Below are 13,345 nucleotides of genomic sequence, written 5' to 3'. Positions count from 1 at the left end.
TCAGAGCGGTCTTACGAATCAGATCGGTACGCATGATGGCGTGCTCCTCTGCAATGTCGGGGGCGACCCGCGTAACGCACCAATAGGGGGACGGTGCGCTGCGAGCAGGGGGAAGAAGTTTCGGGGGGATCTCACCCGGCGACCCGGGGGGCCTGCACGAGGTGGTCCAGGGATGTAACCAGCCGGGCCGGCGAGTCATTCCGCCGCGCTCCGGGGGATCTGCCCGACAGCCTCGGGGAGGCGCTGCTCGGGGTGGTTCAGGGGGATGTAACCGTGGCGGCCGGGCGGGTGTTCCCGGATACCGGAGACCGCCGGGCCGGGGGCCGGGGGGCCGCGACCTGTCGTCGGTTACCCCCTGTACAACCACCGGGCCCGGCCCATCATTCCGCCGCCACAGTGCCGCCGGCCACCCCACCCAAACCCCAAATGACCCCAACCCGGACACGCGACCTGCAGGTCGTGTCTGAACCCCGAGCCCGAACCGGACAAAACATCCGTCACGGGCCGACGCTCGGCGCAGGTCGGCGATGATCCCCTCGGCTTCCTTGAAATCGGGGCATCCTCGCGATCCGGACACCCCGATTTTCAGGAAAGCGAGTCGATCACCCGCGCCGACACCCGATATGCACCTCTTGTGAAGTTCTCCGCCAAGAGGTGCGCACCAGGCACCAACCTCATGACGCAGCCCACCTCAACGCTCGGCGCCGCACCGCTACCAAAGGCCAACCCCGACGCCAGGCGTCACCCTCACAACCGGAGGCCCACTGTCGCCAGGCGTCACTCCGCCAGCAGAAGCCACTCCGGGAGTGGCCACCCGTCGCCGGGCGTCACCTCACAGCAGGGGCCCCGCCACCAGACGCGGCTCCGCCTCCAGACGCGGCCCCGCCTCCGGGCGCCGCTTCGCTGCCGTCTGCCGGCGCGAAGCCATTTGCCGGGGCTGCGCCGTTTGCCAGAACAGCACCGCCTGCCGGAGCAGCACCGCTTGCCGAGGCTGCGCCATCTGCCGGAGCAGCATCGCCCGCCGGAGCAGCACCATCTGCCGAGGCGGCGCCATCCGCCGGGACGGCGCCGTTGGCGGACCCCTTGCCCGTGTCGAGGGCGGCCAGGATCGCCTCGGCGGTACGTCGGCCTACCCCGGGCACCTCGGTGATCTCGTCGACGCTCGCCGTGGACAGGCGCTTGAGGGAACCGAAGTGCCGCAGCAGCGCCTTGCGGCGTACGTCTCCGAGGCCGGGAACGTTGTCCAGGGCCGACTCGGTCATCCGCTTCGAGCGACGCTGGCGGTGGAACGTGATGGCGAAGCGGTGCGCCTCGTCTCGGACCCGTTGCAGCAGGTAGAGCCCTTCCGAGGTGCGCGGCAGGATGACGGGGAACTCGTCGTCGGGGAGCCAGACCTCCTCCAGCCGCTTGGCCAGGCCGCACAGCGCGACATCGTCGATGCCCAGGTCGGCGAGGGCCTGCGCGGCAGCCGCGACCTGCGGCGCACCGCCGTCGACGACCACCAGCTGCGGCGGGTACGCGAATTTCCGGGGCCGGCCGGTGGTCGGGTCGACAAGGGTGCCGACCTGCGGTTCGGCTTCGCCGTCGGGAGCAGCGGGGTCGTCGGCGGACTCCACGCCCACCTCCCCGGTCTCGGCCCGCGCGTCGAGGTAGCGGGCGAAGCGGCGGCGCAGCACCTCGGACATCGCGGAGAGGTCGTCGGTCGCGCCGCGGACGATGAACCGTCGGTACTCGCTCTTGCGGGGCAGCCCGTCTTCGAAGACCACCATGCTGGCGACGACGTCGGTGCCCTGGATCTGCGAGATGTCGAAGCACTCGATGCGCAGCGGCGAGGTGCGCATGTCGAGCGCCTCGCTGATCTCGTCGAGCGCCTTACCCCGGGTGGTGAGGTCGCCGGCCCGCTTCAGCTTGTGCCTGGCGAGGGCGTCCTTGGCGTTGCGCTCCACAGTCTCCATCAGCGAGCGCTTGTCGCCGCGCTGCGGCACCCGCAGCGACACCCGGCTGCCCCGGTGGTTGGTGAGCCATTCGGCAAGCGCCTCGGCGTCCGCGGGCAGCTCGGGCACCAGCAACTCGCGGGGTACGTCGGTTTCGCCGTGCTCGCCGCCGTACACCTGGGTGCAGAAGTGGTGGACGAGGTCTCCGGTCGTCAGTTCCTCGGTCTTCTCCACGACCCAGCCGCGCTGGCCGCGGACGCGGCCGTCGCGGACGTGGAAGACCTGCACGGCCGCCTCAAGGGGGTCGTCGGCGAACGCGACCACGTCGGCGTCGGTGCCGTCGCCAAGCACCACTGTCTGCTTCTCCATGGCCCGGCGCAGCGCTGCCACGTCGTCGCGCAGGCGGGCGGCCCGCTCGAACTCCAGCTTCTCGCTCGCCTCGGTCATCTCACGTTCGATCTTGCGGACCATGGTGTCGGTGCGCCCGGCCATGAAGTCGCAGAACCCGTCCACTATCGCTCGGTGCTCGTCGGCGGAGACGCTGCCGACGCACGGCGCCGAGCACTTGCCGATGTAGCCGAGCAGGCAGGGACGGCCGACCTGGCCGGCGCGCTTGAACACTCCGGCGGAGCACGTCCGGGCGGGGAACACCCGTAGCAGCAGGTCGAGGGTCTCCCGGATGGCCCAGGCGTGCGAATACGGACCGAAGTAGCGCACGCCCTTGCGCTTGGCGCCGCGCATCACCTGTAGCCGGGGGTACTCCTCGTCGAGGGTGACGGCCAGGTAGGGGTATGACTTGTCGTCGCGGTAGCGGACGTTGAAGCGGGGGTCGTACTGCTTGATCTCGGTGAACTCCTGCTGGAGCGCCTCGACCTCGGTGCCGACGGTGATCCAGTCCACCGATTCGGCGGTGGTGACCATCTGCCGGGTGCGCTCGTGCAGGTTCCAGATGTCGCCGAAGTAGGAATTGAGCCGGCTGCGCAGGTTCCTCGCCTTGCCGACGTAGATCACTCGGCCGGTGCCGTCGCGGAATCGGTAGACCCCCGGCGACTCCGGAATGGTGCCGGGCGCGGGACGGTAGGTCGAGGGGTCAGCCACGCCGACAAGCCTAGTCCGCACCACCGACACCCACCGCCGGCACTAGATCCACTCGTGTCCGGGGCGTCGGGATGTCCGCAGGTCACCGGACACCCCGACGCCCCAGGCCGCGAGTCGATCAAACCCAACCCCGCTGGGGTACGCGCCAACGGGGCGAGACCCGACGATCAGGCCAGCGAGATCTGATCCCCGGTGACCTTGATGTTCTTGGGCGGCAGTGGCTTGGTGGCTGGGCCGGCCTTCACCGAACCGTCCTCGATCGAGAACCTGCTGCCGTGGCAGGTGCAGTTGATGGTGCCGCCGTCGATGTTCGACACCGGGCAGTTCTGGTGCGTACAGATCGGGCTGAAGCCCTTGAACTGCCCTGCGGTCGGCTGGGTGATCACCACGCCCTCGGCGGCGAGGATCTTGCCGCCACCGACAGGGATGTCGGCGGTCGTGGCCAGCGACTGGGCGTCCTGCCGGTTGCCGCCGCCGGCGTCGCCGGTGCTCGGCACGGCCGGGCCGCCGCTGGTGGGGGCGGGGGTGGCGCCGTCGCCGGTGTCGTCGCTGCCGCAGGCAGCCAGGACGACGGCTGCGCCGGCCGCCCCGACGCCGGTGAGCAGAGCCCGTCGGGTCTGCGTACCTGGACCGGTCAGCGCCTGATCGTCACTCATGCCTCGCCTCTCTGTAGCCCGCCGGCCGGCCGAAGAGCCGGCCACACTTCTCCACACGGGCAACTGTGCCGGATGGTTCATCGCCGCATCGGTCGACTCGGGAATGGAACGGGGGCGGACCGGACCGGCTCGCGCACGCCGCGATCGGCGTGCGCGAGCCAGCGCCGGAGCCCGCCCCCGACACGTGCGGTCAGCGCGCGGCGGCCGCCACCTTGCGGCTGGCCCGCGCCTTGGTGGTGCCGTTGGCCTTGGCGGCGCGGGTGGTGGCCGCCGCCGCACCCTTGGCCTCGCCGTCGAGCTTGAGCACCCCGCGCAGGAACTGACCGGTGTGACTCTCGGGCACCTCGGCGACCTCCTCCGGGGTGCCGGTGGCGAGCACGGTGCCGCCGCGGTGCCCGCCCTCCGGGCCCATGTCGATCAGCCAGTCGGCCGTCTTGATCACGTCGAGGTTGTGCTCGATGGTGATCACCGTGTTGCCCTTGTCGACGAGTCCTTCCAGCACCATCAGCAGCTTGCGGATGTCCTCGAAGTGCAGGCCGGTGGTCGGCTCGTCGAGCACGTAGACCGTTCGCCCGGTGGAGCGCTTCTGAAGCTCGGAGGCCAGCTTGACCCGCTGCGCCTCACCGCCGGAGAGAGTCGGCGCGGGCTGGCCGAGGCGTACGTAGCCCAGACCGACGTCGACAAGCGTCTTGAGGTGCCGGTGGATGGCCGGGATGGCGGAGAAGAACTCGGCGGCCTCCTCGATCGGCATCTCCAGCACGTCCGAGACGGTCTTGCCCTTGTAGTGCACCTCAAGGGTCTCCCGGTTGTACCGGGCGCCCTTGCAGACCTCGCAGGGGACGTACACGTCGGGAAGGAAGTTCATCTCGATCTTGATGGTGCCGTCGCCGGAGCACGCCTCGCAGCGGCCACCCTTGACGTTGAACGAGAACCGGCCCGGCCCGTACCCCCGCACCTTGGCCTCGGTGGTCTCGGCGAAGAGCTTGCGGACGTGGTCCCAGACCCCGGTGTAGGTGGCCGGGTTGGAGCGCGGCGTGCGGCCGATCGGCGACTGGTCCACGCCGACGACCTTGTCCACGTGCTCCAGGCCGGAGACCCGGGTGTGCCGGCCGGGCACCAGCCGGGCGCCGTTGATCTGGTTGGCCAGGACCGCGTAGAGGATGTCGTTGACAAGCGTCGACTTGCCCGAGCCGCTGACCCCGGTGACCGCGATCAGCTGACCGAGCGGGAACCCGACGGTCAGGTTGCGCAGGTTGTGCTCCCGCGCGCCGTGCACCACCAGCTCGCGGTCCTTTGTCTGCGGGCGGCGCTGCTGCGGCGTCGGGATCGACCTGCGGCCCGCCAGGTACGCCCCGGTGAGCGACTCGGGGTTGTCCAGCAGCGCCGGCACCGACCCGCTGTGCACGATCTTGCCGCCGTGCTCGCCAGCGCCGGGGCCGATGTCGACGATCCAGTCGGCGGTGCGGATCGTGTCCTCGTCGTGCTCCACCACGATCAGCGTGTTGCCCAGCCCACGCAGCCGGATCAGGGTTTCGATCAGCCTGTGGTTGTCGCGTTGGTGCAGCCCGATCGACGGCTCGTCGAGCACGTAGAGCACACCCACCAGGCCGGAGCCGATCTGGGTGGCCAGCCGGATGCGCTGCGCCTCGCCGCCGGACAGGGTGCCCGCCGGCCGGTCCAGGGAGAGGTAGTCAAGGCCGACGTCGAGCAGGAACCGCAGCCGGGCGTTGATCTCCTTGAGGACGCGCTCGGCGATCATCTTCTGCCGGTCGGTCAGCTCGATGCCCGCGAGCAGGTCGGCGCACTCCCCCACGGACAGGTTGCAGACCTCGGCGATGCTCTTGCCGGCAAGCGTGACCGCCAGCACCTCGGGCTTGAGCCGCGCGCCGCCGCAGGCCGCGCACGGCACGTCGCGCATGTAGCCCTCGTACTTGTCGCGGGACCACTCGGACTCGGTGTCGGAGTGCCGGCGCTCGATCCACTGCACCACGCCCTCGAACCCGGTGTAGTAGGAGCGCTCGCGGCCGTACTTGTTGCGGTAGCGCACGTGCACCTGGTCGTCGGAGCCGTGCAGGATCGTCTTCTGCGCGCGGGCCGGCAGCGCCCGCCAGGGCGTGTCGACGTCGAAGTGCTGGGCCTCGCCGAGCGCCTCCAGCAGGCGGAGGAAGTATTCCAGGTTGTGCCCTGTGGACCAGGGCTGGATGGCGCCCTCGCGCAGGCTGCGCTCCGGGTCGGGCACCAGCAGCTCCGGGTCGACCTCCTTCTTGGTGCCCAGGCCCGTGCACTCCGGGCAGGCGCCGTAGGGCGCGTTGAAGGAGAAGACCCGCGGTTCGAGATCCTCGATGGCCAGCGGGTGGTCGTTGGGGCAGGCCAGGTGCTCGGAGTAGCGACGCTCCCGCTCCGGGTCGTCCTCCGGCAGGTCGACGAAGTCGAGCAGCACCAGCCCACTGGACAGGCCCAGCGCGGCCTCGACCGAGTCGGTAAGCCGCTGCTTGGCGCTCGGCTTGACGGTGAGCCGGTCGATCACCACCTCGATGGTGTGCTTCTCCTGCTTCTTGAGCTTCGGAGGCTCGGTCAGCGGGTGCACGACGCCGTCGACCCGGGCCCGGGCGTAGCCCTTGCCCTGGAGTTCGGCGAAGAGGTCGACGTACTCGCCCTTGCGACCGCGCACCACCGGGGCCAGCACCATGAACTTGGTGCCCTCGGCCATGGCCAGCACCCTGTCGACGATCTGCTGCGGGCTCTGCCGGGAGATCCGCTCGCCGCAGACCGGGCAGTGCGGCTCGCCGATCCGGGCGTAGAGCAGACGCAGGTAGTCGTAGACCTCGGTGATGGTGCCGACGGTCGAGCGCGGGTTGCGCGACGTCGACTTCTGGTCGATCGAGACGGCGGGGCTCAGCCCCTCGATGAAGTCGACGTCGGGCTTGTCCATCTGGCCGAGGAACTGCCGGGCGTACGACGACAGCGACTCCACGTAGCGCCGCTGGCCCTCGGCGAAGATCGTGTCGAAGGCCAGGCTCGACTTGCCCGACCCGGACAACCCGGTGAACACGATGAGTGCGTCCCGGGGCAGGTCGAGACTGACGTCACGCAGGTTGTGCTCGCGCGCGCCACGGATGATGAGTCGGTCGGCCACAGTGCGTGTACTCCCGGATGAAGGTGAAGCGGAGGGTTCTGTCCCGCTCTGCGATGATTCCGAGCGGTCGTGCGGGCGCGGAAAACGCGCCTCGGCAACTCTAGCCCCGAGGTACGACAGTTTCCCTCGCCCGCACATTCCCCCAGCTCAGCACGGTCGGCCGCATCGACCGACAGCCCGGGCCACGCGTCAGTAGCCGCCTGGTGACGGCGGGCGGACGGCCCTGCGCCGGGCCGCGCGCCAACCGCCGCGCCGTTCGGCGGCCAGCCGCGACTCCCGCCGCCGGCTCTCGTGGGCCACCTCCCCCTGCAACCGCCGCCAGCTCTCCCACCGCCGCGCGGTCAGTTCCCCGGTACGCAGCGCGTCCCGGACCGCGCAGGCCGGCTCGCCGTCGTGCCCGCAGTCGGCGTACCGGCAGCCCTGCGCCAGCCCGGCGATGTCGGCGAACGCCCGGTCCAGCCCGGCCACGCCGTCGAGCAGACCGACCGCCCGCACGCCGGGCGTGTCGATCACCGCCCCGCCGCCCGGGATCGGCACCAGGGCCCGCCAGGTAGTGGTGTGCCGGCCCTTGCCGTCGACCCGCCGGATCGCCTGTGTCGGCATCATCACGGTCCCCGCGAGGGCGTTGACCAGGCTCGACTTGCCGGCACCGGACGGACCGAGCAGGCCCAGCGTGCGGCCGGGCGCCACCTCGGCGCGCAGCGGTTCCAGCCCGACGCCGCGCTCGGCGCTTACCGGCAGCACCGGCACCCCGGGCGCCACAGTGGCGATCTGGCGGGCCAGTGCGTCGGGGTCGGCCGCGAGGTCGACCTTCGTCAGCACCACGAGCGGTCGCGCGCCGGACTCGTGGGCCAGCGAGAGCAGCCGCTCGATGCGGCCGACGTCCGGCTCCGGGTGTACGGGCTCGACCACCGCGGCGGCGTCGAGGTTCGCGGCCAGCACCTGGCCGCTGGCGTCCTTGCCGGCGGTACGGCGGATCAGCGCGGCCCGCCGGGGCAGCACGCAGGCCACCGTGATCCGGCGGTCCGGCCAGTGCGTGAGCAGCACCCAGTCACCCGCGCAGGGCAGCGCGGAGGGATCCTGGGCGGCGGCGGTGAGCACCGCCGGGCCGAGGCTGGCCCGGACGGGGCCGGCGGCGGTGAGCACCGTGCAGACCCCCCGGTCCACCCGGGCGACCCGGCCCGGGTGGTGCTCGCCACGTCGTGCGGCGTACTCCGCCCGGTCGGCGTCCCAGCCGAGGGCGGTCAGATCGATTGTCATGTCATCCTCATCGGTGTCGAAGCTGGTGATGGCGGAACACGCGTGCCACGTCCGGCATGAACACCACCTCCGTTCGACGTCCGGTGCCGCGTATGGCGCCGACGGTAGGTCGCTTGCCGACGCGCCGAAAGCGATTTCCCCAGCGACGGCGCGCCAGCGGACCGCTAGGGTCGACGCGTGACCACGGATCCGCTGCTGCTGATGGGCGAGGTGGACGCGGCCACCACACGGCTGATGCGTACCGCCGCCTCGTTCGACGCCGCCGACCTGGCGGCGGCGTCGCTGCTGCCGGGCTGGTCGCGCGGGCACGTGCTGGCGCATCTGGCCCGCAACGCGGACGGCTTCGTCAACCTGCTCACGGCGGCCCGCACCGGGGAGCCGCTGCCGATGTACGCCTCGCTGGCCGCCCGTACGGCGGACATCGAGGCCGGGGCCGACCGTCCGCCCGCCGAGCACCTGGACGACCTGCGGCGCAGCGCGGACCGGTTCGCCGAGGCGGTCGAGGCGATGCCGGCGGCGGCGTGGGGCGCGACGGTACGCGCGCGTCGGGGCCCGTGGCCGGCCGCCCTGCTCGTCTGGGGCCGCCTGCGTGAGATCGAGGTGCACCACCTCGACCTGGCCGCCGACTACCGACCCGGTGACTGGTCGGAGGCGTTCGCCCACCGGCTGCTGCGCGAGGCGGCCAGCCATCACGCCGACGGGCCGACCCCGCCGTCGATGGTGCTGCGCTTCGACGGCAGCCAGCACGATCTCGTCATCGGGGACCGGGCCGGCGCGCCGACAGTCAGCGGGCCGGCCTCCGACCTGGCCGCCTGGCTGACCGGCCGGGACTCCGGCCACACGCTCACCGTCGCACCCGACGGCCCACTGCCAACTCCACCGGAATGGATATAGACACCCCATGACCTACACCGGAGACGTCACCTCAGGCGGCGCACCAGCGGTACGGGAGCTGGACGGCCTCACCATCAGCAAGCTGTCGGTGGGCCCGATGGACAACAACGCCTACCTGCTGCGCTGCAACCACACCGGCGACCAGGTGCTCATCGACGCCGCCAACGAGGCGCCGCGGTTGCTGGAGTTGATCGGCGACGGCGGGCTGACCACAGTGGTGACCACCCACCAGCACATGGACCACTGGGTGGCGCTGGAGGAGGTCGTTGCCAAGACCGGCGCGCGGGCGCTGGTGCACGCCGACGACGCCGCCGGGCTGCCGATCGAGGCCGACCATCTCACCGACGGCGACACCGTCGCTGTGGGTGACTGCGCGCTGGAGGTCATCCACATCAAGGGGCACACGCCGGGTTCGATCGCGCTGCTCTACCGCGACCCGAACGGCACCCCGCACCTGTGGACTGGCGACAGCCTCTTCCCGGGTGGCGTGGGCAACACCGACAAGGACCCGGAGCGTTTCGCCGCGCTGATCGACGACGTCGAGCACAAGCTGTTCGACAGGCTCCCGGACGAGACGTGGTTCTACCCGGGCCACGGCAGCGACAGCACCCTCGCGGCGGAGCGTCCGGCCCTGCCACAGTGGCGCGCCCGGGGCTGGTGACGCCGGACGGGCCGGCGGGACGACTCGGACCACGCGCAGCCGCCGCCGCGCGCCCAGCAGCACGACGGCGGCCAGCAGCAGCCCGACCGCCATGGTGACCAGCAGCGGGCTGGGTGACCCCGGCAGCAGCCCGGCCAGCGACCGGGAGGCGGTGCCCAGCGCCAGGTAGAGCCCGGCCCAGGCCGCCCCGCCGATGGTCGCGCAGGCGAGGAACCGCCGGTACGACATCCGCAGCCCACCTGCGGCCAGGGGCAGCAGCGCGTTGAACACCGGCAGGAACGGCGCGACCATCAACATCGCGCCGCCGCCGCGGTGCAGGATGCCCTCCGCCGCGCTCCAGCGTGACTCGCCGATCCAGGTGCCGATCCGGCTGCGCCGCAGGTGTTCGGCGTACCGGCGGCCGGCGAGGAAGCTCAGCGACCAGCCGGCCAGGCAGCCGGTCAGCACCGCCGCGAAGGTGGCCAGCCCGGTGGCCGGTCGGCCCACTCCGACGGCGGCCAGGATCGCCACGTCACCGGGGACGAGGACGCCCACCAGCGGTACGGCGTCGAAGACCATGACCAGCCCGAGGGCACCCATCAGCACACCGATGGGCAGTTCCCCGACCTGAGCCAGCCATTGCGTCATGCTGCGTACGCTATGGCCGTCAGGCCACGATGGACATCCGGTCGCAGCCCCCACGGTGCCCTGGTATCGGCCTAGGGGTCACCCCTGAGGCGGCCTCAGGCGGGGCGCAGCACCTGTACGTGGCGCAGCGACGAGTCCACCGACGGTTCGGTGGTGGGCACCGGGTAGTCGGCGAGCACCGTCAACCCGTCCGCCGGCAGGTGCCCCCGGCCGGGGTCGCCGACGAGCACGTCGGCGCCGGCGGCGGCGGCCCGTTGCAGGAACGGCAGCACCCGGGCCGTCATGGCGCGGCTGTAGAAGGCGTCCCCGGCGACCACCAGGTCCGCCTCGGTGTCGACGTCGTCGAGCAGGTCGTCGCCGCTGGCGTCGACGTCGACCCGGTTGGCGCGGGCGTTGATCGTGACGGCCGCCACGGCGTACGGGTCGATGTCGTTGGCGACGACCCGTGCCGCGCCGGCGAGCGCGGCGGCGATGGCCACCAGCCCCGAGCCGGCGGCCAGGTCGAGGACCCTGCGGCCGGCGGCGAGTTCGGGATGGTCCAGCAGGTGCCGGGCCAGGGCCTGGCCACCAGCCCAGGCGGAGGCCCAGTAGGGCGGGGGCAGTGCGTGACCGACCGCTGCCTCCATTCGGGCCCACCACACGATGGCGTCCTCGGCCAGGTGCAGGCGTACCTCGGGGACGAACGGAGTGGGCATCAACCGGAGCCGGTCCAGGCCGTCGCCGGGCGCGTCGATCTCGCGCTCCAGCTCGGACAGCGCAGCGGCTGCGGTACCTTTCATCGGCGCAAGCATGCCCCAGTGGGGGATGGCGGGGGCGGGTTTCACATGCCGCCGCGCAGAGTTCACCCGACTTCACACAAAGACCTACGGCACTTCGGCCGGCAGAACGGGGCTTCGCCCGTTACTGTCGAACAGGTACGGGCGATCATCGGCCACAGGTCGGTGGTCAGCCGCTTTGAACAGGGAGAGATGCATGGCAACCGGCACGGTTAAGTGGTTCAACTCGGAAAAGGGCTTCGGCTTCATCGAGCAGGACGGTGGAGGGCCGGACGTGTTCGTCCACTACTCCGCCATCGCTTCGAGCGGCTACCGGGAGCTCAACGAGGGCCAGAAGGTCGAGTTCGAGGTGACCCAGGGGCAAAAGGGCCCGCAGGCGGACAACGTCCGCCCGATGTAGCTCCGTGCCGGTGACGGCGGTCGGTCTCCGGCCGCCGTCGCAGCGCACTCAAGACGCCGGGGCGGCGGGCAGGTCCCGCCGCCTCCGGATTGGCCCGATCAGCAGGATCAGCGGGGTGAGCGCCAACCAGGCGGTCATCGCGCTGATTGCTGTCCGGGCGCCGTATCGAGCCCCGAGGGCACCGGCCAGCACGGCCGCCAGCGGGATCGCGCCGTAGTTGAGCAGGTGCATGCTCGCCGTCACGCGGCCGAGCAGGTGATGCGGCGTGTACGTCTGCCGGAAGCTGCCCTTGACCACGTTGCCGATGGTCACACCGAGCCCGATCAGCAGGCCGCCGAGGGCCGGCCAGGCCAACCCGGTTGCGGGCCCGGCGAGTGGGATGAGCAGCGCGGGCGGGCCGGTGAGCACCGCCCCGATCAGCAGGGCCCGCGCGGTGCCGAAGCGCCGACCCACCACGGTGGCCAGCAACGCACCGATGATTCCGCCGGCGCTCATCACACCGACCAGCAGGCCCACCACGCCCGGCGCGAGCCGCAGGTCGCGTACCAGGAACACCACCAGGACCGCCTGGTAGCCGGTCAGCCCGATGTTGCTGGCCGCGCCGAAGACCGTCAGCACCCGCAGGTACGGGTCGCGGGCGACGAAGCGCAGTCCTTCGGCGACGTCCCGCCACAGCGACCGGGATGTCTTCGGCCTGTCGGGGCGTGTCTCGACGGTGCGGATGCGCAGCAGGAAGGCTGCGGAGAGCAGGAATGTGAGCGCGTCCAGCAGCAGCGCGGCGACGGCACCGGCGAGTTGGGCGATCAGGCCGGCGAGACCGGGACCGGCGACGTTGCTCACGGTCTGGGTGCCGTGCAGCTTCGCGTTGCCCTCGGGCAGTTGGTCGGGGCGCAGCAGCACCGGCAGGTAGACCTGGTGGGCGGTCTCGAAGAACACCCGGGCGGCGCCTGCGGTGGCCGCCACGAGCAGCAGGTGCCCGATCGTGAGCAGGTCGGCCACGGCGGCCAGCGGCACGCTGAGAAACGCCAGTGCGCAGAACACGTCACAGGCCACAAGCACCGGTCGACGTGACAGTCGGTCCACCCACGCGCCGGCCGGCAGCCCGATCAACAGCCAGGGCGCCCAGGCGGCGGCGGTGAGCACCGCCACCTGGAAGGTGCCGGCGTCGAGCACGGCCACCGCTACGAGCGGCAGCGCGACAGTGGTGACGTTACTGCCGACGCTGCTGACCGCCTGGCCGGCCCAGAGCAGCCGGAAGTCCCGGTGCCGCAGCAGCCCGCCAGGCGGCTCGCGATCGGTGCGGGTGGCAGTGGTCACGGCCGGGCCGGCACGCCGTAGGCGAACACGAACACCGGCTGCCTCTCGACCCCGTCGTCGGGGATGTCACGGTCGCCCCAACGCGCCAGCAGCTCGATCATCTCGCGGCTCAACGCGGCCAGTTCGTCAGGCGTGAGGTGCAGCCAGCGGTCGGTGGAGAACGGCGCGTCGGCCCAGGCGGCCTGCGCGGACTCGTCGGCGGCGTGCCACGCCCGGGCCAGGGCGACGTGCCGGTCCAGGTTGAGCGAGGTGGCGGCGTCGGCGACCGCCCGGGCTGCCGGGTCGGCGTCGAAGTCGGTGTTGGACCAGCGCACCCCCCGTGTGACCAGTTGCCACCAGCGCTCGCGGCGGTCCCGTGCCAGCTCGGGGGCCTCGGTGACGAGATCGGCGGCGGCGAGCACCTTGAGGTGATGGCTGACGTTCGCGGGCGCCTGGTCGGTGCGGTCGGCGAGCGTGCCGACGGTGGACGGCCCGTGCACTTTGAGCACGTCCATCAGGCGGCGGCGCAGCGGGTGGGACATGGCGGCCAGCACCCGCGAGTCGGTGACCTGGCGTACGTCGGGTCTCTCCATGACGCCAGCATCAC

At 71.6% G+C, this 13,345-nt stretch carries 10 protein-coding genes and 1 pseudogene; 3 read left to right on the top strand and 8 right to left on the bottom strand.

Going from position 1 to position 13,345, the window contains the following annotated elements; genetic code table 11:
- Positions 1-827: 827 nt before the first annotated feature.
- The 4 genes from uvrC to rsgA all read right to left on the bottom strand — a co-directional run bounded on the left by uvrC (position 828) and on the right by rsgA (position 8,084).
- Positions 828-3,032: an excinuclease ABC subunit UvrC gene (gene uvrC / locus ADK66_RS22110; RefSeq protein WP_082377595.1), complete on the bottom strand. Its 2,205-nt coding sequence runs from the start codon at positions 3,030-3,032 to the stop codon at positions 828-830.
- A 167-nt stretch (positions 3,033-3,199) separates the two neighbouring features.
- Positions 3,200-3,688 (bottom strand): Rieske (2Fe-2S) protein, encoded by a 489-nt coding sequence (locus ADK66_RS22105; protein WP_053658296.1) that lies wholly within the window; start codon positions 3,686-3,688, stop codon positions 3,200-3,202.
- 190 nt (positions 3,689-3,878) lie between these two features.
- On the bottom strand, positions 3,879-6,824 hold the full coding sequence (gene uvrA / locus ADK66_RS22100) for an excinuclease ABC subunit UvrA (RefSeq protein WP_053658294.1): 2,946 nt from the start codon (positions 6,822-6,824) through the stop codon (positions 3,879-3,881).
- A gap of 189 nt (positions 6,825-7,013) precedes the next feature.
- Positions 7,014-8,084 (bottom strand): ribosome small subunit-dependent GTPase A, encoded by a 1,071-nt coding sequence (gene rsgA / locus ADK66_RS22095; protein ID WP_053658291.1) that lies wholly within the window; start codon positions 8,082-8,084, stop codon positions 7,014-7,016.
- A 177-nt stretch (positions 8,085-8,261) separates the two neighbouring features.
- Between rsgA and ADK66_RS22090 the strand changes: the two genes are divergently transcribed.
- Entirely contained in the window at positions 8,262-8,978 is a 717-nt protein-coding gene (locus ADK66_RS22090; protein ID WP_053658289.1) for a maleylpyruvate isomerase family mycothiol-dependent enzyme, read from the top strand.
- A 7-nt stretch (positions 8,979-8,985) separates the two neighbouring features.
- Positions 8,986-9,639, top strand: a complete 654-nt coding sequence (locus ADK66_RS22085; protein ID WP_053658287.1) for an MBL fold metallo-hydrolase — start codon at positions 8,986-8,988, stop codon at positions 9,637-9,639.
- Here ADK66_RS22085 and ADK66_RS30875 read toward each other — a convergent pair.
- Both ADK66_RS30875 and ADK66_RS22075 read right to left on the bottom strand, forming a co-directional pair.
- Positions 9,634-10,266: pseudogene (locus ADK66_RS30875) on the bottom strand (DedA family protein); the annotation flags it as partial. The gene ADK66_RS22085 and the pseudogene ADK66_RS30875 overlap by 6 nt on opposite strands.
- A 95-nt stretch (positions 10,267-10,361) precedes the next feature.
- A complete protein-coding gene (locus tag ADK66_RS22075; protein WP_053658283.1) occupies positions 10,362-11,057 on the bottom strand; it encodes a methyltransferase in 696 nt (231 codons plus the stop codon).
- Positions 11,058-11,238: 181 nt separating this feature from the next.
- Here ADK66_RS22075 and ADK66_RS22070 point away from each other — a divergent pair, with 181 nt between their 5' ends.
- Positions 11,239-11,442, top strand: coding sequence for a cold-shock protein (locus ADK66_RS22070; RefSeq protein WP_007462771.1), 204 nt, complete (start codon positions 11,239-11,241; stop codon positions 11,440-11,442).
- Between the two features lie 48 nt (positions 11,443-11,490).
- On the opposite strand, the gene ADK66_RS22065 is transcribed toward ADK66_RS22070, so the two are convergent.
- Together ADK66_RS22065 and ADK66_RS22060 are read right to left on the bottom strand one after the other, a co-directional pair.
- Positions 11,491-12,759, bottom strand: coding sequence for an MFS transporter (locus ADK66_RS22065; protein WP_053658281.1), 1,269 nt, complete (start codon positions 12,757-12,759; stop codon positions 11,491-11,493).
- Positions 12,756-13,331: a helix-turn-helix transcriptional regulator gene (locus ADK66_RS22060; RefSeq protein WP_053658280.1), complete on the bottom strand. Its 576-nt coding sequence runs from the start codon at positions 13,329-13,331 to the stop codon at positions 12,756-12,758. Before ADK66_RS22060 ends, ADK66_RS22065 begins: the two co-directional genes overlap by 4 nt.
- Positions 13,332-13,345 lie beyond the last annotated feature (14 nt).

Source organism: Micromonospora sp. NRRL B-16802 (assembly GCF_001279555.1).
Classification (GTDB): domain Bacteria; phylum Actinomycetota; class Actinomycetes; order Mycobacteriales; family Micromonosporaceae; genus Micromonospora; species Micromonospora profundi.
This window is presented reverse-complemented; position numbering and strand designations above follow the sequence as displayed.

Bases quoted from the DNA above. Each gene is read 5' to 3' on its own strand.
- ADK66_RS22105 (WP_053658296.1), bottom strand. From the start codon at position 3,688: ATGAGTGACGATCAGGCGCTGACCGGTCCAGGTACGCAGACCCGACGG.
- ADK66_RS22060 (WP_053658280.1), bottom strand. From the start codon at position 13,331: ATGGAGAGACCCGACGTACGCCAGGTCACCGACTCGCGGGTGCTGGCC.
- ADK66_RS22070 (WP_007462771.1), top strand. From the start codon at position 11,239: ATGGCAACCGGCACGGTTAAGTGGTTCAACTCGGAAAAGGGCTTCGGC.
- rsgA (WP_053658291.1), bottom strand. From the start codon at position 8,084: ATGACAATCGATCTGACCGCCCTCGGCTGGGACGCCGACCGGGCGGAG.
- ADK66_RS22075 (WP_053658283.1), bottom strand. From the start codon at position 11,057: ATGCTTGCGCCGATGAAAGGTACCGCAGCCGCTGCGCTGTCCGAGCTG.
- ADK66_RS22085 (WP_053658287.1), top strand. From the start codon at position 8,986: ATGACCTACACCGGAGACGTCACCTCAGGCGGCGCACCAGCGGTACGG.